Source organism: Actinoplanes sp. NPDC019969 (assembly GCF_055562375.1).
Window position 1 is genome coordinate 243,936 of sequence record NZ_JBVHFK010000006.1, and the last position, 24,557, is coordinate 268,492.

Annotated in this window: 26 protein-coding genes; 4 read left to right on the top strand and 22 right to left on the bottom strand. The window is 71.5% G+C overall.

From position 1 onward, the window contains the following. Positions 1 to 136 precede the first annotated feature (136 nt). Positions 137 to 1,591: a MocR-like transcription factor YczR gene (gene yczR, locus ACZ3II_RS19835; RefSeq protein WP_465519134.1), complete on the bottom strand. Its 1,455-nt coding sequence runs from the start codon at positions 1,589 to 1,591 to the stop codon at positions 137 to 139. 58 nt (positions 1,592 to 1,649) lie between these two features. Here yczR and yczE point away from each other — a divergent pair, with 58 nt between their 5' ends. Then, positions 1,650 to 2,273, top strand: coding sequence for a membrane protein YczE (gene yczE, locus ACZ3II_RS19840; RefSeq protein ID WP_465519135.1), 624 nt, complete (start codon positions 1,650 to 1,652; stop codon positions 2,271 to 2,273). Positions 2,274 to 2,298: 25 nt separating this feature from the next. Beyond that, on the top strand, positions 2,299 to 2,727 hold the full coding sequence (locus ACZ3II_RS19845; protein WP_465519136.1) for a hypothetical protein: 429 nt from the start codon (positions 2,299 to 2,301) through the stop codon (positions 2,725 to 2,727). 1 nt (position 2,728) lies between these two features. On the opposite strand, the gene hisF is transcribed toward ACZ3II_RS19845, so the two are convergent. Further along, positions 2,729 to 3,490: an imidazole glycerol phosphate synthase subunit HisF gene (hisF, locus tag ACZ3II_RS19850; protein ID WP_465519137.1), complete on the bottom strand. Its 762-nt coding sequence runs from the start codon at positions 3,488 to 3,490 to the stop codon at positions 2,729 to 2,731. Then, a complete protein-coding gene (locus tag ACZ3II_RS19855) occupies positions 3,487 to 4,371 on the bottom strand; it encodes an EamA family transporter (RefSeq protein ID WP_465519138.1) in 885 nt (294 codons plus the stop codon). Before ACZ3II_RS19855 ends, hisF begins: the two co-directional genes overlap by 4 nt. A 72-nt stretch (positions 4,372 to 4,443) precedes the next feature. Here ACZ3II_RS19855 and ACZ3II_RS19860 point away from each other — a divergent pair, with 72 nt between their 5' ends. Next, complete coding sequence (locus ACZ3II_RS19860; protein ID WP_465519139.1) at positions 4,444 to 5,352, top strand: LysR family transcriptional regulator; 909 nt, start codon at positions 4,444 to 4,446, stop codon at positions 5,350 to 5,352. Here ACZ3II_RS19860 and priA read toward each other — a convergent pair. From priA to ACZ3II_RS19895, 7 genes are all read right to left on the bottom strand, one after another. Beyond that, positions 5,318 to 6,037: a bifunctional 1-(5-phosphoribosyl)-5-((5-phosphoribosylamino)methylideneamino)imidazole-4-carboxamide isomerase/phosphoribosylanthranilate isomerase PriA gene (gene priA / locus ACZ3II_RS19865; protein WP_043523800.1), complete on the bottom strand. Its 720-nt coding sequence runs from the start codon at positions 6,035 to 6,037 to the stop codon at positions 5,318 to 5,320. The two genes, ACZ3II_RS19860 and priA, sit on opposite strands and share 35 nt — an antisense overlap. A gap of 11 nt (positions 6,038 to 6,048) precedes the next feature. Continuing rightward, positions 6,049 to 6,366 (bottom strand): hypothetical protein, encoded by a 318-nt coding sequence (locus ACZ3II_RS19870; RefSeq protein WP_465519140.1) that lies wholly within the window; start codon positions 6,364 to 6,366, stop codon positions 6,049 to 6,051. After that, positions 6,363 to 6,980 (bottom strand): imidazole glycerol phosphate synthase subunit HisH, encoded by a 618-nt coding sequence (gene hisH, locus ACZ3II_RS19875; protein ID WP_465519141.1) that lies wholly within the window; start codon positions 6,978 to 6,980, stop codon positions 6,363 to 6,365. Before hisH ends, ACZ3II_RS19870 begins: the two co-directional genes overlap by 4 nt. Beyond that, a complete protein-coding gene (gene hisB / locus ACZ3II_RS19880) occupies positions 6,977 to 7,588 on the bottom strand; it encodes an imidazoleglycerol-phosphate dehydratase HisB (RefSeq protein WP_465519142.1) in 612 nt (203 codons plus the stop codon). The genes hisH and hisB overlap by 4 nt, the downstream gene beginning before the upstream one ends. Beyond that, complete coding sequence (locus ACZ3II_RS19885) at positions 7,585 to 8,661, bottom strand: histidinol-phosphate transaminase (protein ID WP_465519143.1); 1,077 nt, start codon at positions 8,659 to 8,661, stop codon at positions 7,585 to 7,587. The genes hisB and ACZ3II_RS19885 overlap by 4 nt, the downstream gene beginning before the upstream one ends. Beyond that, positions 8,658 to 9,968, bottom strand: coding sequence for a histidinol dehydrogenase (gene hisD, locus ACZ3II_RS19890; protein ID WP_465519144.1), 1,311 nt, complete (start codon positions 9,966 to 9,968; stop codon positions 8,658 to 8,660). The genes ACZ3II_RS19885 and hisD overlap by 4 nt, the downstream gene beginning before the upstream one ends. A 70-nt stretch (positions 9,969 to 10,038) precedes the next feature. Then, the gene (locus tag ACZ3II_RS19895; protein ID WP_465519145.1) at positions 10,039 to 10,866 is read right to left on the bottom strand and encodes a hypothetical protein; all 828 of its coding nucleotides are present in this window, start codon (positions 10,864 to 10,866) and stop codon (positions 10,039 to 10,041) included. A gap of 103 nt (positions 10,867 to 10,969) precedes the next feature. On the opposite strand from ACZ3II_RS19895, the gene ACZ3II_RS19900 reads away from it, so the two are divergent. After that, positions 10,970 to 11,677, top strand: a complete 708-nt coding sequence (locus ACZ3II_RS19900; RefSeq protein ID WP_465519146.1) for an LON peptidase substrate-binding domain-containing protein — start codon at positions 10,970 to 10,972, stop codon at positions 11,675 to 11,677. Positions 11,678 to 11,838: 161 nt separating this feature from the next. Here ACZ3II_RS19900 and ACZ3II_RS19905 read toward each other — a convergent pair whose 3' ends face one another. From ACZ3II_RS19905 to ACZ3II_RS19960, 12 genes are all read right to left on the bottom strand, one after another. Further along, the gene (locus ACZ3II_RS19905; RefSeq protein ID WP_465519147.1) at positions 11,839 to 12,900 is read right to left on the bottom strand and encodes a hypothetical protein; all 1,062 of its coding nucleotides are present in this window, start codon (positions 12,898 to 12,900) and stop codon (positions 11,839 to 11,841) included. 30 nt (positions 12,901 to 12,930) lie between these two features. Then, positions 12,931 to 16,467: a DNA polymerase III subunit alpha gene (gene dnaE, locus ACZ3II_RS19910; protein WP_465519148.1), complete on the bottom strand. Its 3,537-nt coding sequence runs from the start codon at positions 16,465 to 16,467 to the stop codon at positions 12,931 to 12,933. Between the two features lie 101 nt (positions 16,468 to 16,568). Further along, positions 16,569 to 18,050, bottom strand: a complete 1,482-nt coding sequence (locus tag ACZ3II_RS19915; protein ID WP_465519149.1) for a MinD/ParA family ATP-binding protein — start codon at positions 18,048 to 18,050, stop codon at positions 16,569 to 16,571. A 184-nt stretch (positions 18,051 to 18,234) separates the two neighbouring features. Continuing rightward, positions 18,235 to 19,239 carry a hypothetical protein gene (locus tag ACZ3II_RS19920; RefSeq protein WP_465519150.1) on the bottom strand — a complete coding sequence of 335 codons (1,005 nt, stop codon included), beginning with the start codon at positions 19,237 to 19,239 and terminating at the stop codon, positions 18,235 to 18,237. A gap of 16 nt (positions 19,240 to 19,255) precedes the next feature. Beyond that, positions 19,256 to 20,140, bottom strand: coding sequence for an RluA family pseudouridine synthase (locus tag ACZ3II_RS19925; protein WP_465519391.1), 885 nt, complete (start codon positions 20,138 to 20,140; stop codon positions 19,256 to 19,258). Positions 20,141 to 20,181: 41 nt separating this feature from the next. Continuing rightward, positions 20,182 to 20,748: a signal peptidase II gene (lspA, locus tag ACZ3II_RS19930; protein WP_465519392.1), complete on the bottom strand. Its 567-nt coding sequence runs from the start codon at positions 20,746 to 20,748 to the stop codon at positions 20,182 to 20,184. Next, positions 20,745 to 21,164: a TraR/DksA family transcriptional regulator gene (locus ACZ3II_RS19935; RefSeq protein ID WP_465519393.1), complete on the bottom strand. Its 420-nt coding sequence runs from the start codon at positions 21,162 to 21,164 to the stop codon at positions 20,745 to 20,747. Before ACZ3II_RS19935 ends, lspA begins: the two co-directional genes overlap by 4 nt. Positions 21,165 to 21,457: 293 nt before the next feature. Further along, complete coding sequence (locus ACZ3II_RS19940; protein WP_465519151.1) at positions 21,458 to 21,769, bottom strand: DUF167 domain-containing protein; 312 nt, start codon at positions 21,767 to 21,769, stop codon at positions 21,458 to 21,460. Next, positions 21,766 to 22,566: a hypothetical protein gene (locus tag ACZ3II_RS19945; protein ID WP_465519152.1), complete on the bottom strand. Its 801-nt coding sequence runs from the start codon at positions 22,564 to 22,566 to the stop codon at positions 21,766 to 21,768. Before ACZ3II_RS19945 ends, ACZ3II_RS19940 begins: the two co-directional genes overlap by 4 nt. A 33-nt stretch (positions 22,567 to 22,599) precedes the next feature. Then, on the bottom strand, positions 22,600 to 23,415 hold the full coding sequence (locus tag ACZ3II_RS19950; protein ID WP_465519153.1) for a DivIVA domain-containing protein: 816 nt from the start codon (positions 23,413 to 23,415) through the stop codon (positions 22,600 to 22,602). Positions 23,416 to 23,458: 43 nt separating this feature from the next. Continuing rightward, complete coding sequence (locus ACZ3II_RS19955; protein WP_043523814.1) at positions 23,459 to 23,764, bottom strand: YggT family protein; 306 nt, start codon at positions 23,762 to 23,764, stop codon at positions 23,459 to 23,461. A 45-nt stretch (positions 23,765 to 23,809) separates the two neighbouring features. After that, entirely contained in the window at positions 23,810 to 24,529 is a 720-nt protein-coding gene (locus ACZ3II_RS19960) for a cell division protein SepF (RefSeq protein ID WP_465519154.1), read from the bottom strand. Positions 24,530 to 24,557: the final 28 nt, after the last annotated feature.

The window sequence follows — 24,557 nt, forward strand, 5'->3', positions numbered from 1 at the left end:
CCGTCTCCACCGCCACCGGTAACCCGCCGCAACGACGGCTCGCGATCGGGCCCGGACCGACGGCGGGCATCCGGCTGGTTGTCAGGGCTGTCTCGGCGGCGCCGAGGCAGCCCTGACAACCAGCCGGACAACAACGTCAGGCGATGACGGTGGGGGTACGCCAGGTCGGCCGAGCGGCGTGATCAAGGTCGTGCCGAACCGAGGCCAGCCGGCGCACGGCCTCGGTCAGATCGTCGGCCGCCAGGGTGAACGGCAGCCGGACGAAACGTTCCAGGGTGCCGTCCAGACCGAACCGCGGGCCCGGGGCCAGTCGCACCCCGACGTCCTCCGCCGCGCGGGACAGGGCACTGGAGATCGGCCCGTCGAGTTCGGCCCAGAGGGTGACACCGCCGCCGGGGATCCGGAAGCGCCACTCCGGGAGCTGGTCGCGCAGGGCTTCGACCAGGGCGTCCCGCCGGAACCGGAGCTGGGCGCGGCGGGCGGCGACGATTTCCGAGGAGCTGCGGAGCAGATGTACGGCGACGAGCTGCTCCAGAACCGGGCTGGCCATGTCGACGCCGACCCGGATCGCGGCGAGGCGCTGCACGAGCGGGGCGGAGGCGCGGACCCAGCCGATCCGCAGGCCGCCCCAGTACGGTTTGCTCATCCCGCCGATCGAGGTGACCCGGGAGTGCCGGTCGAAGACGGCGACCGGTGGCGGCATCGTGGGGTCGTCCAGCGGCAGGTCCACGAACGCCTCGTCGACGATCAGCTCGGTGCCGGTGGAGTGTGCCGTGGCGACGAGGCGTTCCCGCAGCTCGGTGGGCATCAGGTGGCCGGTCGGGTTGTGGAATTCGGGGATCACGTACGCCATCCGGGGCCGGGTCTGCCGTAACGCCCCGAGCAGCATCTCGGTGTCCCAGCCGTGTTCGATGTCGAGGCCGTGGGTGCTGATCCGGGCGCGGCGGGCGGCGAGGGCGGCCAGCGCGTTGGGATAGGTCGGCGTCTCGACGAGGACCGGGGCGCCGGCCGGCACGGAGAGGCGGAGCACCAGATCGAGGGCCTGCTGGGTGCCGCTGGTGATGAGGATCTGTTCGGCGGAGGTGGGCACGCCCCGGGCGGTGTACCCGTCGGCGACGGCGGCCCTCAGTTCGGGGAGCCCGATCGGGTGATAGCCGGAGCTGCCGAGGTACCGCGGGAGGTCGTCGGCGGCGGCGCGGGCGGCGTGCACGATCTCGACCGGCGCGGCCGAGGCGGCCACTCCCAGGTCGATCATGTCGAGGTCGTCGTCGGGGGTCCACAGGCCGGACGAGGCGACGCGGTGCCCGTGCGGCAGGGTGGTCCAGCTGCCGGCGCCGCGCCGGCTGGTCAGGTGGCCGGTCTCGCGGAGCGCCCGGTAGGCGGCGGACACGGTGGTGCGGCTGATGGCGAGGGCTTCGGCGAGTTCCCGTTCGGCGGGCAGCCGGACGCCGAGGGCGAGCCTGCCGTCGGTGAGCAGACCGCGGACGGCGCCGGCCAGTGCGGCGTAGTCGGGGCTGCGCCGGCGGCCGGGCAGCGCATGCCACCGCCCCAGCAGCCGGGCCAATTGGTCTCCACGAACCGATGTCGTCATAGCCACCTCCCGAAGATTGGCACTTTAGCATCGGTGAATTGGCATGAAGAGTGACAGCATGAATCTTGTGCGCCGCGTCCCGCAGCTGTTGGCCGGGCTCGTTCTCTACGGCGTCAGCATCGCCCTCATGGTCGAATCGAATCTCGGCCTGAACCCGTGGGACGTCCTCCACCAGGGACTTTCCGAGGTGACCGGGATCAGCTTCGGCTGGATCGTGGTGCTCGTGGGCGTACCCGTGCTGCTGCTCTGGATCCCCTTGCGACAGAAACCGGGCGCCGGCACGGTGGCCAATCTGATCCTCGTGGGTGTCGCCGCGGACGCGGCGCTCGCGGTGCTGCCCGCCGGCGAGGGCCTGCCGGCGCGGGTCGGCTACCTGGTCGGCGGGATCCTGCTGAACGGGTTCGCGACCGGCCTCTACATCGGCAGCCGGATGGGACCGGGCCCACGGGACGGCCTGATGACCGGGTTGACGGCGAGGTTCCCGAAGCTGTCGGTCCGGGTGGTGCGCACCGGCATCGAGCTGACCGTGCTGGGCGCCGGTTTCCTGCTGGGTGGCACGGTCGGCGTGGGGACCATCGCCTATGCGGTGGCGATCGGTCCATTGGTGCATCTGTTCCTGCCGAAGCTGACCGTGCCGGAACCGGTCCGCAGTGATCTTCCGGACACATTCGCTTCCCGGTGACGCCACGGCACGGCATCATTGCGACATGGGGGCCGGTGACTGGAATTGGAACGACGCTTGGATCTTCGTCTCCGCGGTCATCGCCGAGCGCCTGGAGCGTGACCGGGCATTGCACGCGGCGCTGCCGGTGACCGGGGCGACCCTGGCCGACCTGCTGGCCGCCGCCGATTTCCTGCACCACAGCGTGCCGAGCCGGGAGGACCTGGAGGAGTCGGTGCGCCGCCTGGCCGGGGCCGGGCTGATCCTGGTGGAGGACGACACGATCGAGGTCGCCCCGGCCGGGGAGCAGCTCTGGCGCACCCGGCCGTTCAGCGGCCTGTCCTCGGCGGTGATGACGTTGCAGACCCAGCTCAACCGGGCCGCCGAGCCCGGTTACGCCGCGTGGGATCTGGACGAGCAGGCGTACAACGCCGCCGTCCGGGAGTACAGCCTGCGGCTCGCCGACGGGAGATAGCTCAGCGGACCGGGTTGCCGGCCGCGCGCAGGCTGTCCTTGACCTCGCCGATGGTCAGGTCACCGAAGTGGAAGACGCTGGCCGCGAGGACCGCGTCGGCGCCCGCGTCGACAGCCGGCGGGAAGTGCTCGACCGCCCCGGCGCCGCCGCTGGCGATCACCGGGATGTCGACGACCTTACGGACCGCCCGGATCAGGTCCAGGTCGAAACCGGCCTTGGTGCCGTCGGCGTCCATCGAGTTCAGCAGGATCTCGCCGGCGCCCAGCTCGGCCACCCGCGCGGCCCACTCGATCGCGTCGAGCCCGGCACTGCGGCGGCCGCCGTGGGTGGTGACCTCCCAGCCGCTCGGCTGCTCCGCCGACCGGCGCACGTCCAGCGACAGGACGAGGACCTGGTTGCCGAACCGTTCGGCGATCTCCGTGATCAGCTGAGGACGGGCGATCGCCGCCGTGTTGACGCCCACCTTGTCGGCGCCGGCGCGCAGCAGGACGTCCACATTCTCCGGGGAGCGGACGCCGCCGCCCACGGTGAGCGGGATGAACACCGTCTCGGCGGTACGCCGGACCACGTCGAGCATGGTGCCGCGGTCGTCGGAGGAGGCGGTCACGTCGAGGAAGGTCAGCTCGTCGGCGCCGGCCACGTCGTAGGCGGCGGCCAGCTCGACCGGGTCGCCCGCGTCGCGCAGGTCGACGAAGTTGACACCCTTCACCACCCGACCGGCGTCCACGTCCAGGCAGGGAATCACACGTACCGCGACCGTCATGCCTCAACCCTAGCCAGCGGTTGCGGGGTGGCGGAGCGGGCCCTGACCAGTCCCAGAAGCACGCCGCCGACGACCAGGATCCCGCCGATGACGTCGACCGTGTGCACCGGCTCGTCGAGCACCACGGCGGCCGAGGCGATGCCGAAGAACGGGACGAGCATGGAGAAGGGGGCGACGGTCGAGGCCCCGTACCGTCGCATCAGAAAGCCCCATCCGGCGAAGCCGGCGAGGGTCGAGAGCAGAGCGATGTAGAGCAGCGCCAGCACCGCCTCGGTGTCGATCGCGCGCAGGGCGGCCAGGTCGGCGGACGGTCCGTCGACGATCAGGGTGAGGATGAGCAGCGGGCCGGTGGCGAGGGCGCTGACCCAGACCATGAAGCGCAGCGTGTCCGGTGGGGACGCCTTGCGGGTGGCGATGTTGGACACGCCCCAGGCCGCGGCCGCGCCGAGCAGCAGGAGGAAGGCGGGCAGGTTCGCGGTCATCCGGGTGGCGACCAGGACGACCCCGGCGGCCGCCACGGCCAGGCCGGCGAGTTGCACCGGCCGGGGCCGTTCGCGCAGGAACAGCACCGCGAACAGCATCGTGAAGATCGCCTGGCTCTGCAGCACCAGCGAGCTGAGCCCGGCCGGCATCCCGGCTTCCATGCCGATGAAGAGCAGGCTGAACTTGACCACCCCGAGCACCAGCGCGACGGTGATCAGCCACTTCCAGGGCACCTGCGGACGGCCGATGAACAGCACGGCGGGGAAGGCGGCGAGACCGAAGCGCAGGGCGGAGAAGAGCAGCGGCGGGAAGTGCTCCAGCCCGGTGTCGATCACGACGAAGTTGACGCCCCAGACGGCCGCCACGGCGACGGCGAGGGCGAGGTCACGCGGTCTCATGCGGCCAGCCTCGCCCGACGGGACAGTTAAGCACCAGCGAAATAACCTACACCGTCGATGTAGCATCGCTACATGATCGACCTGGGCAGGCTGCGCGCCCTGCACGCCGTCGCCAGTTACGGCACCGTCCTCGCGGCCGGGCAGGCCCTGCACTGCACCCCGTCGGCGATCTCCCAGCAGCTCGCCAAACTGGAGCGGGAGACCGGCGCCACACTCGTCGAGAAGGACGGGCGGCGGCTGCGGCTCACCGAGGCCGGCCGGCTCCTCGCCGATCATGCCGAGCGGGTGCTGACCGGCATGGACGAGGCCGAGGCCGCGCTCGCCGCGCACCGGGACACGGTGACCGGGCGGCTCACCGTGTCCGCGTTCGCCACCGCCTGCCGGGCGCTCATGCCGCACGCGCTGCACAAGCTGGCCGCCGAGCATCCGTCGTTGAGCATCGGCCTGATCGAGGTCAACCCGCACGAGGGCCTGGAGTTGCTGCGGCGCGGCCATGTCGACGTGGCGGTGCTCGACGACTGGCCGGAGGTGGCGCTGCGTTACCCCGAAGGCATCTCCCGGGTCGAGCTGGGCCTCGACCACGCCGACCTGGTCGTACCCGACGACCATCATTTGTCCGGAAATATCAGACTTGAGCAAGCGCGCGGTGAACGCTGGATCGGCGTCCGCGCCGGCGACGTCTGCTACGAGTACCTGATCCGCCGCCTCCCGGGCATCGTCCCGGACTTCCAGGTGGGCGAGTTCGAGACTCAGCTGACGCTGATCGCGGCAGGGCTGGGAGTGGGGCTGATCCCCCGGCTCGCGCGCGGAGCACTGCCGGAAAAAGTTCGAATTGTCGAGGTGAATCCGACGCCAACACGGCGTGTGGTCATCGCCTGGCGCGACTCCTCAGCAGCCCGGCCCGCCATCCGGGCCGCCGAGGAGGCACTCCGTGAGGCTTGGAAGATCAACCAAGAACGGCAAGCGCTTCTCGTACGGTGAACGCGCCCGCGTACAGCGCCTTCCCCGCGATCACGCCCTCCACCCCGATCGGCTCCAGCGTCGCCAGGGCCCGCAGGTCGTCCAGGCTGGACACGCCGCCGCTGGCGATGACCGGCTTGTCGGTGGCCGCGCAGACCTCCCGCAGCAGGTCCAGGTTCGGGCCCTTGAGCGTGCCGTCCTTGGTGATGTCGGTGACGACGTACCGGGACGCGCCGGCCTTGTCCAGGCGGGCGAGGACCTCGTACAGGTCGCCGCCGTCGCGGGTCCAGCCGCGCGCCGACAGGGTCCGGCCGCGCACGTCGAGGCCGATCGCGACCCGGTCGCCGTACTCGCCGCAGATCCGGTCGCACCACTCCGGGTCCTCGAGGGCGGCGGTGCCGATGTTGACCCGCTGCGCGCCGGTGGCGAGGGCCCGGGTCAGCGACGCGTCGTCGCGGATGCCGCCGGACAGCTCCACCTTGACGTCGAGGCGGCGGACCACCTCGGCGAGCAGTTCGGCGTTCGAACCCTTGCCGAAGGCCGCGTCCAGGTCGACCAGGTGGATCCACTCGGCGCCGTCGTTCTGCCAGGCCAGCGCGGCTTCGAGCGGGTCGCCGTAGGCGGTCTCGGAACCGGCGGCGCCCTGGACGAGCCGGACGGCCTGGCCGTCGGCGACATCGACGGCGGGCAGCAGTTGCAGGGTCACGGGGATCTCCCTTAATTGCGGCGGCCGAGCACCACGACCACGAGGGCCGGCACGGCGAGCACGAGAATGGCGGTGAGGATGATGCGCAGCGCCAGGTCCGGGATCAGGGTCCAGACCGCGGCGACGGCCAGCAGCGTGACGACCACGATGCCGGTCCGCTGCCGCCGGCTGCGATGGTAGAGCCGGCCGTCCCGGCCGAATCGGGGTTTGATTCTCCTGATCAGAGCACGGCGACGGTCCCGGCGGGCGGCCTTCCGGGCGCGGGCCGTCTTCTCCCGCTCCAGGACGGCGAGCCGTTCGGCCCGCCGCCGGGCACGTTCCTTGCTCACGGCAGTGTCTTGACCCAGTTGCCGAGCAGCGCGAAACCGGCGTCCGCCGACTTCTCCGGGTGGAACTGGGCGGCGCTGAGCGGGCCGGCCTCCACCACCGCGGCGAACGGCAGGTCGTGACTCGCGGTGGTCACCTTCGCCGTGCTCAGCAGATCAAGATCTTGCGCGGCGTACGAGTGGACGAAGTAGAACCGCGCGTCCCCGCCGAGTCCCGCGAGCAGCCGGGACCCCTCCGGGACGTCCACGGTGTTCCACCCCATGTGCGGGATCCGCTCGGCGGCCAGCTTGGTGACCGAGCCGGGCAGCAGCCCGAGCCCCTTGGTCTCCACCCCGTGCTCGACCCCGGACTCGAACAGGATCTGCATGCCGACGCAGATGCCGAGCACCGGTTTCCCGGCCGCGACCCGGTCGGCGATGACCGGCCCGGCCTCCAGGGCCTCGATCCCGGCCATGCACGCCGCGTACGCCCCGACGCCCGGCACGACCAGGCCGTCCGCCTCGGCCGCCAGCGACAGATCGCTGGTCACCGTGACGTCCACCCCGGTCCGGGCGACCGCCCGCTCGGCCGACCGCAGGTTCCCCGACCCGTAGTCGAGGATCACCACGGACGTCACAGCACACCCTTGGTGGACGGCAGCGAACCGGCGTTGCGCGGGTCGATCTCGACGGCTTCGCGCAGCGCCCGGGAGAACGCCTTGAACTGGGCCTCCACCACGTGGTGGGCGTCCGGGTGGCCGCCGGGACGGCAGGCGCGCAGCACGTCCACGTGCAGGGTCACCTTGGCGGCGTGGCCGAACGCCTCGAAGATGTGCCGGGTCATGCTGGTCGCGTAGACCGGGCCGATGTACGGCGTGAGCAGCGGCTCGTCGTGCACCACGTAGGGCCGGCCGGACAGGTCGACGGCCGCCCGGACCAGCACCTCGTCCATCGGGATGGTCGCCGAGCCGTACCGCCGGATGCCCCGCTTGTCGCCGAGCGCCTGCGCGAAGGCCTCACCGAGGGCGATGGCGGTGTCCTCCATGGTGTGGTGCGAGTCGATCTCCAGGTCGCCCTCGCAGCGCACGGTGAGGTCGAACCCGCCGTGCTTGGCGAGCTGGTTGAGCATGTGGTCGTAGAAGCCGACCCCGGTGTGCAGGTCGCCCTTGCCGGTGCCGTCGAGGTCGATCTCGATCAGCACCTTGGTCTCGTTGGTCACACGGTCGATCCGTGCGGTGCGGCTCACGACAGAATCTCCTCGGCGGCGTTCAGGAATGCGGTGGTCTCGTCTTCGGTGCCGGCGGTGACCCGCAGCCAGCCGGTCAGGCCGACGTCGCGGATCAGCACCCCCCGGTCCAGGAACGCCTGCCAGGCGGTCTTCTGATCCCCGCGGGTGGCGAACAACACGAAGTTCGCGTCGCTGTCGGCGACCTGGACGCCCCGGTCGCGAAGAACGGAGACGATCCGGTCGCGCTGGACCTTGATCTGCTCGACGGTCGCCAGCAGCGCCGCGCTCTGCGACACGGCGGCCCGCGCGGCGGCCTGGGTGAGGGCACTGAGGTGGTACGGCAGGCGGACCAGCTGGACCGCGTCGACCACTGCCGGATCGGCGGCGAAATAGCCCAGCCGCCCGCCGGCGAACCCGAACGCCTTGCTCATGGTCCGGGTCACCACCAGCCTCGGGTGCCCGGGCAACAGCTCGATGGCGCTGCGGGTGCCGGTCCGGGCGTACTCGAAGTAGGCCTCGTCGACCAGCACCATGCCACGGGCCACGCCCAGCACCGCGTCGATCACCGCGGGGTCCAGGGCGGTGCCGGTCGGATTGTTCGGCGAGCACAGGAAGACCAGGTCGGGGTCGTGCCGCTGGATCTCGGCGACCGCCGCGTCGGCACGCAGGCCGAAGTCGGGGTCACGCAGCGCGCCGATCCAGCGGGTGCCGGTGCCGGCCGCGAGCAGCGGGTGCATCGAGTAGGACGGGCCGAAGCCGAGAGCCGTCCGCCCCGGGCCGCCGAACGCCTGGAGCAGCTGCTGCTGCACCTCGTTCGACCCGTTCGCGGCCCAGACCTGCCGGTGGCCGAGGCCGTGGCCCAGGTACGCGGCGAGGTCGGTGCGCAGCGCCACGGCGTCCCGGTCGGGGTAGCGGTTCAGGTTCGCCAGCTCGGCGTCGAGGGACTTGCGCATCGCCTCGATCACCGGCTCCGGGACGGCGAAGGCGTGCTCGTTGGTGTTCAGCCGGACGGCGACGTCCAGCTGCGGGGCGCCGTACGGCGTCTGCCCCCGCAGGTCGTCCCGGATCGGCAGGTCGTCGATCGTCGTCACCGGCCGAACCTCGCTGTGACAGCGTCACCGTGGGCGGGCAGATCCTCGGCGTTGGCCAGGGCCACCACGTGCCCGGCGACGTCCCGGAGGGCGTCCTCGGTGTACTCCACGATGTGGACCCCACGCAGGAACGACTGCACCGACAGGCCCGAGGAGTGCCGGGCACAGCCGGCGGTCGGCAGCACGTGGTTGGAACCGGCCGCGTAGTCACCGAGCGACACCGGCGCGAACGCGCCCACGAAGATCGCCCCGGCGTTGCGGACCCGCAGGGCCCACTCCCGAGCGTCCCGGGTCTGGATCTCCAGGTGCTCGGCGGCGTACTCGTCGACGACCCGCAGGCCCTGCTCCAGGTCGTCGACCAGCACGATGCCGGACTGCTCGCCGGTGAGCGACGTGCGGACCCGCTCCTGGTGCTTGGTGGCCGGGACCTGTTTCGCCAGCTCCACCTCGACCGCGTCGGCCAGCTCGAGCGACGGGGTCACCAGCACCGAGGCGGCCAGCGGGTCGTGCTCGGCCTGGCTGATCAGGTCGGCGGCGACGTGCCGCGGGTCGGCGGTGTCGTCGGCCAGGATGGCGATCTCCGTCGGGCCCGCCTCGGCGTCGATCCCGACCCGGCCCTGGAGCAGCCGCTTGGCGGCGGTCACCCAGATGTTGCCCGGCCCGGTGATCACGTCGACCGGCTCACAGCGGTCGCTCTCGTCGACACCGTCGGAGCCGTAGCCGAGCATGGCGATCGCCTGGGCGCCGCCGACCGCGTACACCTCGGTCACCCCGAGCAGCGCGCACGCGGCGAGCACCCGGGAGTCGGGCAGGCCGTTGTTGGCGGCCTGCGGCGGCGACGTCACGACCAGGCCCTCGACGCCGGCCTCCTGGGCGGGAACCACGTTCATCACGACGGTCGAGGGGTAGACGGCGAGGCCGCCCGGCACGTAGAGCCCGACCCGGCGCACCGGGATCCACCGCTCGGTCACCGTGCCACCGTCGACCACCTGGGTCGTCACGTCGGTGCGGCGCTGGTCGGCGTGCACCTTGCGGGTCCGCTTGATCGCCTCGAGCAGCGCGGCGCGCACCTCGGGGTCGAGCGTCTCGGCGGCCGCGGCGATCGCCTCGGCCGGCACCCGCAGGCGCTCCAGGGTGACGCCGTCGAATTTCTCGGTCGCCTCCCGGATCGCACTGAATCCATGCTCATGGACCGCCTCGACGAGCGGGCGAATCCTCTCGACGGCCACGGAGACGTCGAGCTGGGCACGGGGCAGCAGTCCGCGCGGGTCCCGGCGGGAGCCGCGCAGGTCGATCCGATTCAGCACGCCGCCCAGTCTAGGCCGCCGCCCAACCGGGTTTTTCTCCGGCGACGGCTCCGGCCCGGACCGTGGGATGTCAGAACGGCCACCACGAGCGCCGGGCCTTCCCGGACGGCGCCGAGAGCGGCGGCCGGGCGACGGCGAACGGCAGGTCGGTGATCAGGTAGACGGTCCCGCCGACCACGTTCCCCGGCGCCGGGGTCGGCACGTCGCCGGGCAGGCAGACGTCCGCCTCGAAGCCCGCGCACCGGGCCCGTACCACCGAGAACTCGCCGCCGGTCGCCGCCACGGCACGCCGCTCGGCGGCGAGCACCACCCCGTTGAACCGGGCGACCGGCTCACCGTTCTCCTGGTCGAAGGTGCCGTACGAGATGAACGACTCGGCGCCCATCCGCGGCGGCCACGGCCACCCGTTCTCCACGAAGTGGGCCGGCGGCTCCTCGCCCGGCTCCGGGGCGCTGAGCATGCTGGCGTCCGAGGCCGCGAACGCCTCCTCGTCGGCGTGCACGGTGACGTCCACGCCGAGAGCGACCACCGTGGCCCGGCCGCGCGACGGCGGGCCGCCCACGGTCAGCAGCGGCAGCTGCTCGGCGGCCGCGGCCAGCATGGTGACCTGCTCGCCGTCGTCGTCCAGCACGTCGGCGACCACCATCTCGCCGTTGACCCGGCGCACCTCGGCGAGGTTCGCGCCCGGCGTGCCGGCGAACGACGGCAGCAACTCGACCAGTTCCCGGTCGCGGATGGTGAACACCAGGCGCACCCCGGACGGGTCGGTCCAGCGGCGCACCGCGACGCCACCCGGCTCGCCGAGCGGCTCGGTGTCCGGCATGACCCGGTTGATCAGCGTGTTCAGCCCGTCCCGGTCCAGTGATCCGAGTCCCAGGCATGCGAAGTTCGACGGCACCGGGGCACGATATCGATCATGGCCGAGGCGGGGCGACCGAATACCGCCCGGCGCGGCTCCCGCGGCGGGTTGACCATGGTCTTGCGGGGACTAGGCTGAGTGCGTGAGCGATCGGCTGCCGGTCTTCCCGCTGAGTACGGTGCTCTTCCCCGGTCTGGTGCTGCCCCTGCACATCTTCGAGGAGCGTTACCGCACCCTCGTGCGTGAGCTGGTGGCCAGTTCGGCGGAGACACCGCACGAGTTCGGCGTGGTCACGCTGCGCCACGGCAGCGAGGTCGCCCCCGACCCCGGCGAGGACGGCGCTCCCCCGCAGCCGCTGGTCGCCGCCGGCGATCTCTACGACGTCGGCTGCACCGCTGAGCTGCGCCACGTCACCGAGCTTCCGGACGGCCGCTTCGACATCATGACGGTCGGCCGGCGCCGGTTCACGGTCCTCAGCGTCGAGCAGGGCGCCGAGCCGTACCTGACCGCCCGTGTCCGCTGGCTCCCCGACGAGGAGGAGCCCAGCCAGACCGCGCAGATCCTCGCGCCGCGGGTGCTGACCGCCTTCCGCACCTACCTGGAACTGCTGCGCCCCAACAGCGAGGTCCTCGACCAGGTCCCCGACGACGCGACAGTGCTGTCCCACCTGGTCGCCGCGACCGCCCAGCTGACCGTCGAGGAACGCCAGATGCTCCTCGCCATGCCGGACACCGCCAGCCGCCTGCGCGCCGAGTTGCGCCTGCTCAACCGGGAGGCGGGCCTGCTCGCCCGGGTCCGTGCGGTCCCCGTCCCGCTCTCCGACCTGGCCCGCCCCGCCAGCCCCAACTGACCCCGCCCTCGGCTTCCGGTCCGCCGTGCTTCTCTCACCCCATGCTCCGGTACGGGCCAGTAGCGTCCCGTGACTCGCGCCGGCCCCGGCAGGCGTCCCCGCACGACCGACCCGCGGGTGCGGGCCATGCATGCCCGTCCCGGTCACCCCTCCTCGGCGCGCTACGAGTCCCGCCGGTTCTGGTCGCCCACCGTCCCGCTGCCGGGCGCGGCCGTCGGATCCACCGGCGGCGGCCCTGGGAACGCCCCGGTCGGATCCACTCCCGCCGACTGCGTATGCGTCAAGCCGTCCTGCCCACCACCGGCCGCCGGCGTGTACGGCGAGCCACCCGGCGGCGTATGAGGCGGGCCGGCCGGCGGCATGTAGGGCGAGCCGGCCGGCGGCGTTTGCGACAAGCCGCCCGGCCCTCCGTCGGCAGGCGCCCCGTAGGGCGGGCCGGCCGGTGGCGCATACGGCGAGCCCGTCGGGATGTGATCCGGCGCATAGAGCGGCGGGGCGTCGTACGGCGGCGGGTAGGCGTGATTCGGCCCGTACCCCGGCTGCGCGCCCGGCAGATCCAGGTCCGGATCGTTGGACCATCCGGCCAGCAGGGTGAGCACGATCGCCGCCACGAATGCCGGCACCAGTTTCGGCCCGGCCGCCTGCACCTCCGGCGGCGCCAGGTAGGTCGCTCCGCGCGCCGCCGTCGCCATCCACTGCTCGTAGGCGCCCCGCCCGAGGAACTCCCCGGCGGCCGGCGCCACCCAGCGGCCCGCCACATAGGCGCCGACGACCACCCCGATCAGCAGGAACGGCCCGCGGTCCCGGCGCAGCGCCAGCCACGCCCCGACCGCCACGATGAGCCCGAACCCGAGCCCGAGCAGCGTGAACCAGCCATCGGCGGCGATGTACTGCTCCGGCGAGGGATCGGTGACCAGGATCCCCGACTCACCGGCGTTGACCACCGGCACGGTCGGCGCGAGCCATCCCCACAACAGGCCGAGAAGCACCCCGAGCACAGCGACCGCTGTCGCCGCCCCGAATCCGGCGGCCAGGCTGCGCCGCCACGGCCGCGCGCTCCCCTGCAGCATGAACTGCCGCCAGTCCGGCCGCACCGGCACGAACCCACCCGGCCCGGACGACACCGGCTGCCCGGCGTAACCGCCCGGTTCCGGGGCCGCGGGCGGCCCGGCCATCCCCTCCAGCGGTGGGGGTGGTCCGGCCGGCTGCTCACTCGGGTGCACGCTGCGATCCTTCCAGACCGGCCCGCGCCGTCAGGCGACGGCCGACGGGCCGAGGATCGTCTTGAGGTCGGCGCGCAGGGCCGGGGTCGCCGCGACCCTCAGCCCGCCGAGCCGCATCACCGTGGTCCGGCTGCCGTTCTGCAGGTGGACGTGCACCTCGGTGTCGCCGGGGTGGCTCACCAGGATCTCCTTGAGCTCGTCGACCAGCGGTGGCGTACACCGGGTGATCGGCATCGTCAGGGTCACCGGCTTGCTGTCCGGGTTGTGCGAGATATCCGGGATGGACATGTCCATCGCCATGATCCGGGCGGCGCCGTCACGGCGTTCGATCCGGCCCTTGACGACCACGATGGCGTCCTCGGCGATGTACTGCCCGACGAGTTCGTACGTGTTGGGGAAGAACAGCGCCTCGACCCCGCCGGCCAGGTCCTCCAGGGTGGCCGACGCCCAGGACCGGCCCTGCTTGGTGATCCGCCGCTGCACGCCGGTGAGGATGCCGGCCAGGGTGACGACCGAGCCGTCCGGGACCGAGCCCTCCTCGTTGAGCGCGGCGATGCTGGTGTCGGCCGCGTTCGCCAGCATCATCTCCAGGCCGGCGAGCGGGTGGTCGGAGACGTAGAGGCCGAGCATCTCCCGCTCGAAGGCCAGTTTGTCGCGCTTGTCCCACTCGCTCTCGCCGATCGGCGGCATGCTGACCGCTGCCGAGTTGCCGCCGCCGGCATCGTCTCCGAACGCCCCGAACAGGTCGAACTGGCCGGCCGCCTCGTTGCGCTTGACATCCGCGTACGCATCGATGGCCTCGGCGTGCACGGCGAGCAGGCCCTTGCGGCTGTGCCCCATCGAGTCGAACGCGCCCGCCTTGATCAGCGATTCGATGGTCCGCTTGTTGCAGGCCACCGCGTCGACCTTGGACAGGAAGTCGTAGAAGTCGTTGTACTCGGATTTCTCCTTGCGGCACCGGACGATCGCCTCGACCACGTTGCCGCCGACGTTGCGGACCGCGCCGAGACCGAACCGGATGTCCTTGCCGACCGGGGTGAACGGGCCGGCCGACTGGTTCACGTCCGGCGGCAGCACCTGGATGCCCATGCGGCGGCACTCGGCCAGGTACATGGCCATCTTGTCCTTGTCGTCGCCGACGCTGGTGAGCAGGCCGGCCATGTACTCCGCGGGATAGTGCGCCTTCAGGTACGCGGTCCAGAAGGACACCAGGCCGTACGCCGCGGAGTGCGCCTTGTTGAACGCGTAGCCGGCGAACGGCACCAGCACGTCCCACACGGCCTGGATCGCCTCGTCGGAGTAGCCGTGCTCCCGGCAGCCGTCCCGGAACGGCACGAACTCCTTGTCGAGGATCTCCTTCTTCTTCTTGCCCATCGCGCGGCGCAGCAGGTCGGCCTGGCCGAGGCTGTAGCCGGCGAGGATCTGCGCGGCGCGCTGCACCTGCTCCTGATAGACGATCAGGCCGTAGGTGGGCTCCAGGATCTCCCGCAGCGGCTCCTCCAGCTCCGGGTGGATCGGGGTGATCTCCTGGAGCTTGTTCTTGCGGAGCGCGTAGTTGGTGTGCGAGTCGACGCCCATCGGCCCGGGCCGGTACAGCGCCAGGACGGCGGAGATGTCCTCGAAGTTGTCCGGTTTCATCAGCCGCAGCAGCGACCGCATCGGCCCACCGTCGAGCTGGAACACGCCCAGGGTGTCGCCGCGGGACAGCAGCTCGTACGCCTTCGGGTCGTCCAGCGGCAGCGACAGCAGGTCGAGTTTCTGCCCGTGGTTGAGTTCGACGTTGCGGTTCGCGTCGTCGAGGATGGTCAGGTTGCGCAGGCCGAGGAAGTCCATCTTCAGCAGGCCGAGCGTCTCGCAGGTCGGGTAGTCGAACTGCGTGATGATCACGCCGTCGCTGGCCCGGCGCATCAGCGGGATGTGATCGATGATCGGCTCGGCGCTCATGATGACGCCGGCGGCGTGCACACCGGTCTGCCGGATCAGGCCCTCGATGCCGCGCGCGGTGTCGATGACCTTCTTCACGTCGGGGTCGGTCTCGTAGAGGCCGCGGACCTCGCCGGCCTCGTTGTACCGCTTGTCGTCCTTGTTGAAGATGCCGCCGAGGGTGATGCCCTTGCCCATGACGTCCGGCGGCATCGCCTTGGTGATCTTGTCGCCGACCGCGAAGGGATAGCCCAGCACCCGGGCCGAGTCCTTGATCGCAGCCTTCGCCTTGATCGTGCCGAACGTGGCGATCTGGGCGACCTTGTCCTCGCCCCATTTCTCGGTGACGTAGCGGATCACCTCGGCACGGCGCCGGTCGTCGAAGTCGATGTCGACGTCGGGCATCGAGACGCGCTCGGGGTTGAGGAACCGCTCGAAGATCAGGCCGTGCGGGATCGGGTCGAGGTCGGTGATGCCCATCGCGTACGCGATCAGCGAGCCCGCCGCCGAGCCACGGCCGGGGCCGACCGCGATGCCGTTGTTCTTCGCCCACTGGATGAAGTCGGCGACCACGAGGAAGTACGCCGGGAAGCCCATCGAGATGATCACGCCGAGCTCGTAGTCGGCCTGCTTGACGTGCGTCTCCGGGATGCCGTCCGGGAACCGCTTGCGCAGGCCCTCGAACGCGACGTGACGGAAGTACTCCTCCTCGGTGAACCCGTCCGGGATGGGGAACCGGGGCATCAGGTTCTTGAAGGTGAACATCCCGTCGATGTCCACCTTCTCGGCGACCAGCAGGGTGTTGCGGCAGCCGTCCTGCCACGCCTCCGAGGAGTCGACGGCACGCATCTGGTCGGCCGACTTCACGAAATAGCCGGAGCCGTCGAAGCGGAACCGGTTGGGGTCGGCCACGTTGCTGCCGGTCTGCACGCACAGCAGCACGTCGTGCGCCGCGGACTGCTCCTCGTGCACGTAGTGCGAGTCGTTGGTGACCAGCGGCGGGATGTCCAGTTTCTTGCCGATCTCCAGCAGGCCGTCACGGACCCGCTTCTCGATCGACAGGCCGTGGTCCATCAGCTCCAGGAAGTAGTGCTCCTTGCCGAGCGCCTCCTGGTACATCGCGGCGGACTTCAGCGCCTCGTCGAAGTGCCCGAGCCGCAGCCGGGTCTGCACGATGCCGGACGGGCAGCCGGTGGTGCCCATGATGCCCTCGGCGTGCTCCGCGATGATCTCGAAGTCCATGCGCGGGTACTTGCCGAGCTGGCCCTCCATGGAGCCGCGCGAGTTGAGCCGGAACAGGTTCTTCAGGCCGACCGCGTTGCGCGCCCACATGGTCATGTGGGTATACGCACCGTTACCGGAGACGTCGTCGGATTTCTGCTCCGGACGGCCCCACTTGATGCGCTTCTTGTCCAGGCGGGACTCCGGGGCGACGTACGCCTCGACGCCGATGACCGGGGTGATCCCGGCGGCTTTCGCCTGGTTGTAGAAGTCGTAGGCGCCGTGCATGTTGCCGTGGTCGGTGATCGCGGCGGCCGGCATGCCGAGCCGTTTCGCCTCCGCGAGGAGTTCCTTGATCCGGGCCGCACCGTCGAGCATCGAATACTCTGTGTGCACGTGCAGGTGCACAAACGAGTCAGACACCCGGAACCCCCTCTTCCGTTGACGGTGCCGTGCAGCCTAGCCCCGGCGTACGACAAGTTGAGATCCTCACCGGCGGCGAACCGCCGGCGCTGGACAAGAACCTACTCCGCGAAGGGCTCCAGCATCACCGACGCCGCGCGCAACCACGCCTGCCGCGTCTCCTGCTGCAGGTCCCCGTACTCGATCGAGGAACCCACCTCGAGCGCCGGGTCGTAGGGCACCACGGCGACCGCCCGGGTGCGGGTCGCGAAGTGCCGCTTGAAGTCCTCCAGCAGCGGCAGATGCCCCGGCGACGGGCAGGAGATCAACGTCACGGCGTTCGCCACCATGTCGCCCTGCCCACCCTCCTCGAGCACGTCGAGCATCCAGTCCGCGGTGAACGCGGCGTCCTCCCGCGGCACGGTGGTGATCACCAGTTGGTCGGCCGACCGCATCACGGTCTGCCAGTTCACGCTCTCCACGTTGTTGCCGGTGTCCACGCAGATCACGTCATGGGTGCGCCGGAGCAGGTCCATCACCCGGCGCACGGTGGCCTGGTCCAGCCGCTGGGCGAAGCGCGGGTTCTCCTCGCCGGCCAGCACGTCGTAGGAGCCGTCCGAGGCGTGTCGCAGGTAGGCGTCCAACTCCTGCAGCAGTTCGTCGCCGTGCAGGCTCTCGATCCGCATCAGGTCGGCCAGCAGGTGCTTTATCGTCCGCGCGTGCCGGGCGCTGCCGGCCCGCAGGCCGAGGGTGCCGCGAAGCTCGTTGTCGTCCCAGGCGAGCACGCCACGCCCGCGGACGCTGCCGATGGTCGCCGCGGCCAGCACCGTCGCGGTGGTCTTGTGCACGCCGCCCTTGGGGTTGGCGAAGGCCAGCACCCGGGGCTGGCCGAGCTTGCGGCGCATCACCGACACGGCGCGGTCCACGCCGTCCTCGGTGCGGCTCTGCCGCCACTCGATCCGGGCGGCGGCGGGCGCCGGGGAGACCGGCGCGGGCGCCCGGCCGGGCTGCGGGACGGGTGCGGGCGGCGGGGGCGCGACCGGCGGTGGGTACGCGGTGGGCTGCGGCGCGTACGCGGGGGCCGGCTGGGCGTACCCGTTGGGGGCGGCCGGCGGCGGCGTGAACCCGTTGGGCGCCGGATAGTCGCGCGCGGGCGCCGGCGGGTAGGCCCGGGCGGGCGGCGTGGCGGGCGCCGGAGACGGGGCGGACGGTGGGGGCGGCGGGGCCGCGGGCGCGGACCGCTGCGGCGGGTCGAAGAAGCTGTGCGGCTGCTCGGTCTCGCCACGGTTCTGCCAGCGCGGGTCGAGCGGGTTGATCGGCCGTTGCGGGACCGCCGGCCGCTGTGGTTCGGCGGGCCGCTCGAAGCCACCGTGCCGGCTCTGCCGCGGGTCGAGCGGGTTGACCGGGCGGCCGACCGCCGCCGATCCCCGCCCCGGCTGCTGCTGCTGTTGCTGCTGGCCCCACTGCTGCTGCGCGGGCGCCTCCGGCTGCTTCGGAGCCTCCTCCGGCTCCTCGCTGCGGCCATGCCGGGCACGGTCGAGCAGCGCCCGCCAGCGCGGGGCTGGTTCCGCAGGCCGGCCCCAGCCGGTCTCGGTCCCGTCCACGGCTCGTCCCTTCTGCGCCTACCCGGCATCTCTCACGGCGATGGTCTCGCTCGCCCCTGACAGGCTACGGAGGCAAACCCTATTCGGGCCACCGGCCGACCGCCCATCCCCCGGTCGTTCTTGATCACACGACGCTCCCGGTCGTGCCTGCGTAACCCGGCCGAACATTGTGCGAACGGAAAACTTAACGGCCGGAATCGCCGCTGGATGCTCCCGGCGAGACATCCGGCCCGGCATGAGCAGGGCTCGTGTCCGTTGCAGAGGGTACGGCAACCGCCCCCTCGGAGGGGAATACGGCGGTGGACGGCGTGACGCCTGAATCAATCGGTGAGGTAGATGTCACATCCGGCCCGATCGACGACGGTAACGGTCCCGGGACGGCTGAGGCAACGCCGGCCAGTGCGGATGGCACGACGGGGACCGGCTCCGGCGACACCACCGCGATCTCCTCGGGCAGCGGCGGCCGGAACTCGGCCCGCTCCAACTGCCCTACCTCCGGCGCCGGGTCCACCACCCGTATCCCGGGCCGGTCCGCGATCGTCCCGAGCACCGCCGGCGTGCCCCGCACCACGGCGGCGAAGACGCACGCGCATCCGGACCGGTACGCGGTGGCCTCCCCGGCGGCGATCCGCGCGGCGGTCTCGTACGCCGTCCGCAGCCGCGCCTCGTTGCGCCCGCCGCCGGTCAGCTCCCGGCTCAGCCGCAGATAGTCGGCCCGCTCCCGGTCGCGGGTCAGCGCCGCCCCGAGCATCCCCGCCGTCACGTCCCCCGGCAGCCGGTGGACCGGGATCCGGATCACCGCGGTGCGGGCGCCTGCCACCGGCGCCCGCGTGTACACCTGCGCCACCTGACTGCCCGCGAACAGCCCGGACAGGAGATCCACCGCGGTGTACTCACCGAGAGCGACGAGCGCCCAGGTGTCGCCGGTCACCGGCGCCGACGGGTCGGTGAGCCGGTCCAGCTCGTCACGCGAGGAGTGGAGGTAGCCGGCGACCGACTGACCCTCCACCACGCCGACCCGCAGCACGTCGCCGGCCTCCGGCCGGATCGGGAGCTCCGGGCCGGCCCAGAAGACCACCAGGACCAGTGCGAAGGTAGCCACCACCGCCGTTCCGGTCATGACCTGCAACCGGAGCGCGGCGCCCCCGAACCGGACGAGGACTGCCCGCATGCCATGCGCGGGGCCCACGTTGTCTCCCGAGAAGTCAGCCGGCGTCCTGGAGGACGTCCAGCGCGTATTTCAGGTCGTCAGGGTAGTCGCTGACGAACCTGACCTCCTCGTACGTCCGGGGGTGGGTGAACGCCAGCTCGCGCGCGTGCAGCCACTGCCGGTTGAGCTTGAGCCGGGTGGCCAGCGTCGGGTCGGCCCCGTAGGTGAGGTCGCCCGCGCACGGGTGCCGCATCGCCGAGAAGTGCACCCGGATCTGGTGCGTGCGCCCCGTCTCCAGCCGTACGTCCACCAGGCTCGCCGACCGGAACGCCTCGACCGTGTCGTAATGGGTGACGCTCGGCTTGCCCCCGGACATCACCGCGAACTTGTAGTCGGCGGTCGGGTGCCGGTCGATCGGCGCGTCGATGGTGCCGCGCAGCGGATCCAGGTGCCCCTGGACCACCGCGTGGTACCGCTTCTCCACCTCGCGCTCCTTGAAGGCCCGCTTCAGGAAGCTGTACGCCTGCTCGCTCTTGGCCACCACCATGATGCCGGTGGTGCCCACGTCGAGGCGGTGCACGATGCCCTGCCGCTCGGCCGCGCCGCTGGTCGCGACGTTCTGCCCCATCGCGGCCAGCCCGCTGACCACGGTCGGGCCGGTCCAGCCGGGGCTGGGGTGCGCGGCGACGCCGACCGGCTTGTCCACCACCACGATGTCGTCGTCGCTGTAGATGATGCCCATGCCGTGCACCGGCTCGGGCGTAAGCGACGGCGGCGCGGCCGGCGACGGCAGCGTCACCTCCAGCCAGGAGCCGGCCACCACCTTCTCCGACTTGGGGCGGGGCACCCCGTCGACCATCGCGTCGCCGGCCTCGACCAGCATCGCGGCCGCGGTCCGGGACAGCCCGAACAGGCGGGAGACGGCCTGGTCCAGCCGCATGCCGTGGAGTCCGTCCGGAACCGGAAGGGAACGCTGCCCGCTCACGCTGTCTCCTCCGATGACGCGTCCGCCTTTTCCTTGGTGATCCGGCTGCCGTCACGCTGCCGCCCGGTCAGCTCCAGCAGCACCGCGAGGCACACGCCGACGGTGAGGCAGCTGTCCGCGATGTTGAAAACGGCGAACTTCTCCCCGTACGGCGCGAACACGCTGATCATGTCGACCACATGGCCGTGGAACACGCCGGGCGCGCGGAACAGGCGGTCGCCCAGGTTGCCGAGCGCGCCGCCCAGCACCAGGCCCAGGGAGATCGCCCAGGGCACCGACCGCAGCCGGGTGGCCATCCAGACGATCACCCCCACCACGACGAAGGTGATCAGCGGGAACACCCAGGTGAACCCGCTGCCGAAGCTGAACGCCGCTCCGCTGTTGCGCAGCAGCGACAGGTAGATCAGGCCACCGAGGATGCGGACCGGCTCGCCGGGCTCCAGGTTCTCGGTGGACAGGTGCTTGACCCACTGGTCGACCACCACGGCGACCGCGGCGGTGGCGGCCAGGACGGCCACGGCACGGGTCGTGAACCGCGGCGCGGCCTGCTCGTCGGCGTTCAGCGTCGTTCCTCCAACTGCTTACACGAGACACAGAGGGTGGCGGAGGGGAAGGCAGCCAGCCGCTCGACCGGGATCTGGGTGCCGCACCGCTCACACCAACCGTAATTGCCCGACCCGAGCCGATCGATCGCACGTTCGACCTGTGTGATCCGCTCGAGCAGGTTGTTGGCCAGCGTGATCTCCTGCTCCCGCTCGAACGTCTTGGTGCCGGTGTCGGCCTGGTCGTCCCCGGCCGAGTCGGCGAGCCGCTCGCGCTGCAACACGGTGATCTCACTGAGCGCCTGATCGTACTCGGCCTGCAGCTCGTCGAGCCGCGCGACCAGCGCCTCGCGGATCCGAGCGGTCTCCTCGGCGCTGCGGCTGCGGTCCGTGGCCGGTGTGGCCGAGCCGGAACGGGTGTCGGTTGCCTTGGCCATCGTCGCTCCCTCGGCCGCGGCGAGCGCGGCGATCAACGGTTGCGGAACACCTCCGGCCGGCTCGCCGGGCCGCCGGTCTCGTGTCCCCTGGTCATGTCCCCGTGTCGGCTCGCGTGGGCCCACCTGCACGAACGGCGCGGCGGGAACAACTGCCGCGCACTCGGCGAGGGTGGCAAGGATACGGAACGTGAACTAGGCCGACAACCCGCCACAGACCGCAGAAGAGGCAAACCGCCGCAGAACGCTCAGGGCCGGGCCGGAAAACCGACGATACACCCCACGTGACTCTTTGATCACAGGTCGGAGTCGCCGTCACGGAGACCGGTGAGCCGCCGCTCCCACCCGCCGGCCGGGGCGGTCACCGTGAACACCTTGTCCCGGCTGGTCGCGCCGAGCCGCAGCGACACCTCGCCGGGCCGCACCCCGAGCGCGCCGGCCAAGGCCTTCCGGACCGCCTCGGTGGCCTTGCCGTCGACTGCGGGCGCACCCACCGCGATGATCAGCGCGGGGCCGTGCGGGCCCTCGTAACGGCCACCGACGCGGGTACGCCCGGCGCCCGGCCGCACCCGCACCGGCACGGAGACGCCCGCCGGACCGGCTCTCAACGCTGATGCGCCACGGCGGCGACCAGACGATCCACCGGCCGGCACAGACCGCACGGGCTGAAGCCCAGCTCGACCGCCTCGTTCGCCGGGAGCGGCTCGGTGAGCCGGCCGACGAGGTGCGGGCAGTCGGCCATGTGGTACCGCGGGCGGCCGTCGACCACCAGCACCTCGGTGTCGAACCGGGCGACCAGCACGGCGTCGGCGGGCCGCACCGACTGCGGCAGCGGCTCGTCGTCGGGATCGTCGTCGTCCGGCTCGTCGAACTCGTCGGCCTCGGCCGGCCCGGCGGTGGCCGGCCGCCACGCGTGCTCGTCGGAGTCCGGAGCCGTCGCACGGGGGGAATCCACCGTGGAGTCGGAATCGGCATAGTCTGCGGGGACCGGCTCCCGGTCGCCCAGATGGGTGGCGGCGTCCCGGGCGCCGGCCGCCCGCGCGTCGTCCGCCTCGGCCGCGGCGGCCCGCTCGTAGCTGCCGGATTCGCCTGCGGACGCCGTCGGCGCGGGGGCAGAATCGTCCGCGGAGGCCACCGGCTCGTCGAAGATCACCGGCGGCGGAGGCGGGTCGAAGTCGTCGAACTCGGGATCACGGCGGCCGGCCCGGCTCACCCGGGCGGCCGGGGCGGCGGGAGACTCAGCCGCGCGCCGTGCCGCGGCCTGTCGCAGGCCGATGACGAGCGCGACCGCGGCCAGCAGGCTGACCACGATCGACGTTATGAGAAGACTGCTCGAGCCGTTGACGATGCCCAGCGCGAGAAAAAGAACCGCGACGGGGATGAGCAGGAGAGTAGCAACGATCATGGCTCATCCTCGTCGCGGTGCGGGGGGCTGAAGTCAGCGGCCCGATTCGATGGAGTTGGTCCGGCCGCCGCTGTACGACCCGGCGAGACCGGCCGCGGCGAGACCGCCGGAGCCACCGACGGCCCGGCCGGAGTCGGCCCGGGTCAGCTCGGCCTCGAGACCCTGCCCACGACCGTCCAGGTCACGGAGCTGGCTCTCCAGGTACGCCTTGAGGCGCGTGCGGTACTCCCGCTCGAACTGCTTCAGCTCCTCGATGTGCTTCTGCAGCGCGGTCCGCTTCGCGTCCAGGCCGCCCATGGCCTCCTGGTGGCGCTGACGGGCGTCCCGCTCGAGGGCGTCGGCCTTGGCCCGCGCCTCGCGGGTGACCTCCTCGGCCTTGGAGCGGGCGTCGGAAAGCAGCTTGTCGGCCTCGCGGCGGGCGTCCGCGACGTGGTCGTCGGCGGTGCGCTGCGCCATCATCAGCACGCGCAGGGCCTGCTGCTCGCCGTCGGCAGCGGACGCGGCGGCGCCGGGACCGGGGCCCTGGGCACGCACCTGCTCCAGCTCGGCCTGCATCTGCCGGGCGGCCTGCTCGGCGGCGGTCTTGTCCCGCTGCACGCGGTCCAGCTGGGCCTTGAGCTCGTTGAGCTCGGCCGCGAGGCGGGGGTCGGCGCCGGCCGCAGCCGGAGAGCCACCCCGGCCGCCGCGCTCCACCTGCGCGCGGAGCTCGTTGTTCTCCTCGATCAGACGGGCGAGCTCGCGCTCCACCTCGTCAAGGAAGGCGTCGACCTCCTCCTCGTCATACCCCCGCTTGCCGATCGGGGGCTTCTTGAAGGCGACGTTATGAACGTCGGCCGGGGTCAGCGGCATCGAAACTCCTCGGGTCAGTCGCGGCCGCGGTTGGGGCTGCTGTCTAGCTGTATTGCGAAATCAGTCTTCTCAGTACCAGGTCCGTGAGCACGAACAGGATAACCAGCAGCACGATGGAAGCCAGGTCCAAACTCACGTTACCAATGCGCAGCGGTGGGATCACACGCCTCAACGCCTTGAGGGGTGGATCCGTGACGCTCCACACGGCTTCGAGTGCGGCCGAGGCGCCCCTGCTGGGCTGCCAGCGCCGACCGTACTGGAGTACCGCGCTCAGCACGAACCTGGTCAACAGCACCATGGTGAAGAGGTACAGCAGGATGTAGAGGATCTGGAACACGATCGACAGCACGTCAGGCGGATCCCTCGTTCGGGGTCTATCGGCAACCGGTCAACATCAACCCTGGGTGAAGAAGCCACCCTCGGCGATCTTGGCCTTGTCCTCCGCGGTGACCTGGACGTTCGCCGGAGAGAGCAGGAAGACCCGGTTGGTGACGCGCTCGATCGTACCCCGCAGGCCGAAGGCCAGACCCGCCGCGAAGTCGACCAGTCTCCGGGCGTCCGACTCATCCATCTCGGTGAGGTTGATGATGACCGGCACACCGTCCCGGAAGTGCTCGCCGATCGTCCGCGCCTCGCGGTAGGTGGTCGGGTGCAGCGTGGTGATCTGGTACCGCTGCTCCTCCTCCTGCCGCTGGATCACCGGCTGCGGGTGGACCACCGGCTGCGGCTTGAGCGCCGTGTTGTCCCGGGTGGGATAGGTCAGCGCGTTCGGCTGCTCGGCGACCGGGGACGGCCGGGTGATGGAGCGGACGCTCGCCCGATCGAGGCGCTCGCTCTCGTCCCGGTCCAGCTCCGTGCGGGCGGTGGAGAGACGCTCACGCCGGGCCCGTGGGACGGCGCGCTCCTCCTCCTCGTCCTCGTCGGCGAACTCGTCGGAGTAACGGTCGGAGGAGTATCGGTCCCGGTCACGATCACGGTCGCGATCCCGGTCACGGTCGCGCTCCCGCGACCGGTAGGAGCTCTCCCGGTAGTTGCGGTCGTCATAACCGCGGTCGTCGTCCTCCTCGACGAGGCCGAGCCAGACGCCTGCTTTACGAAAAGCGCCACCGCTCATGCCTGTCCCCCCTCTCGGGAGTCAGAAG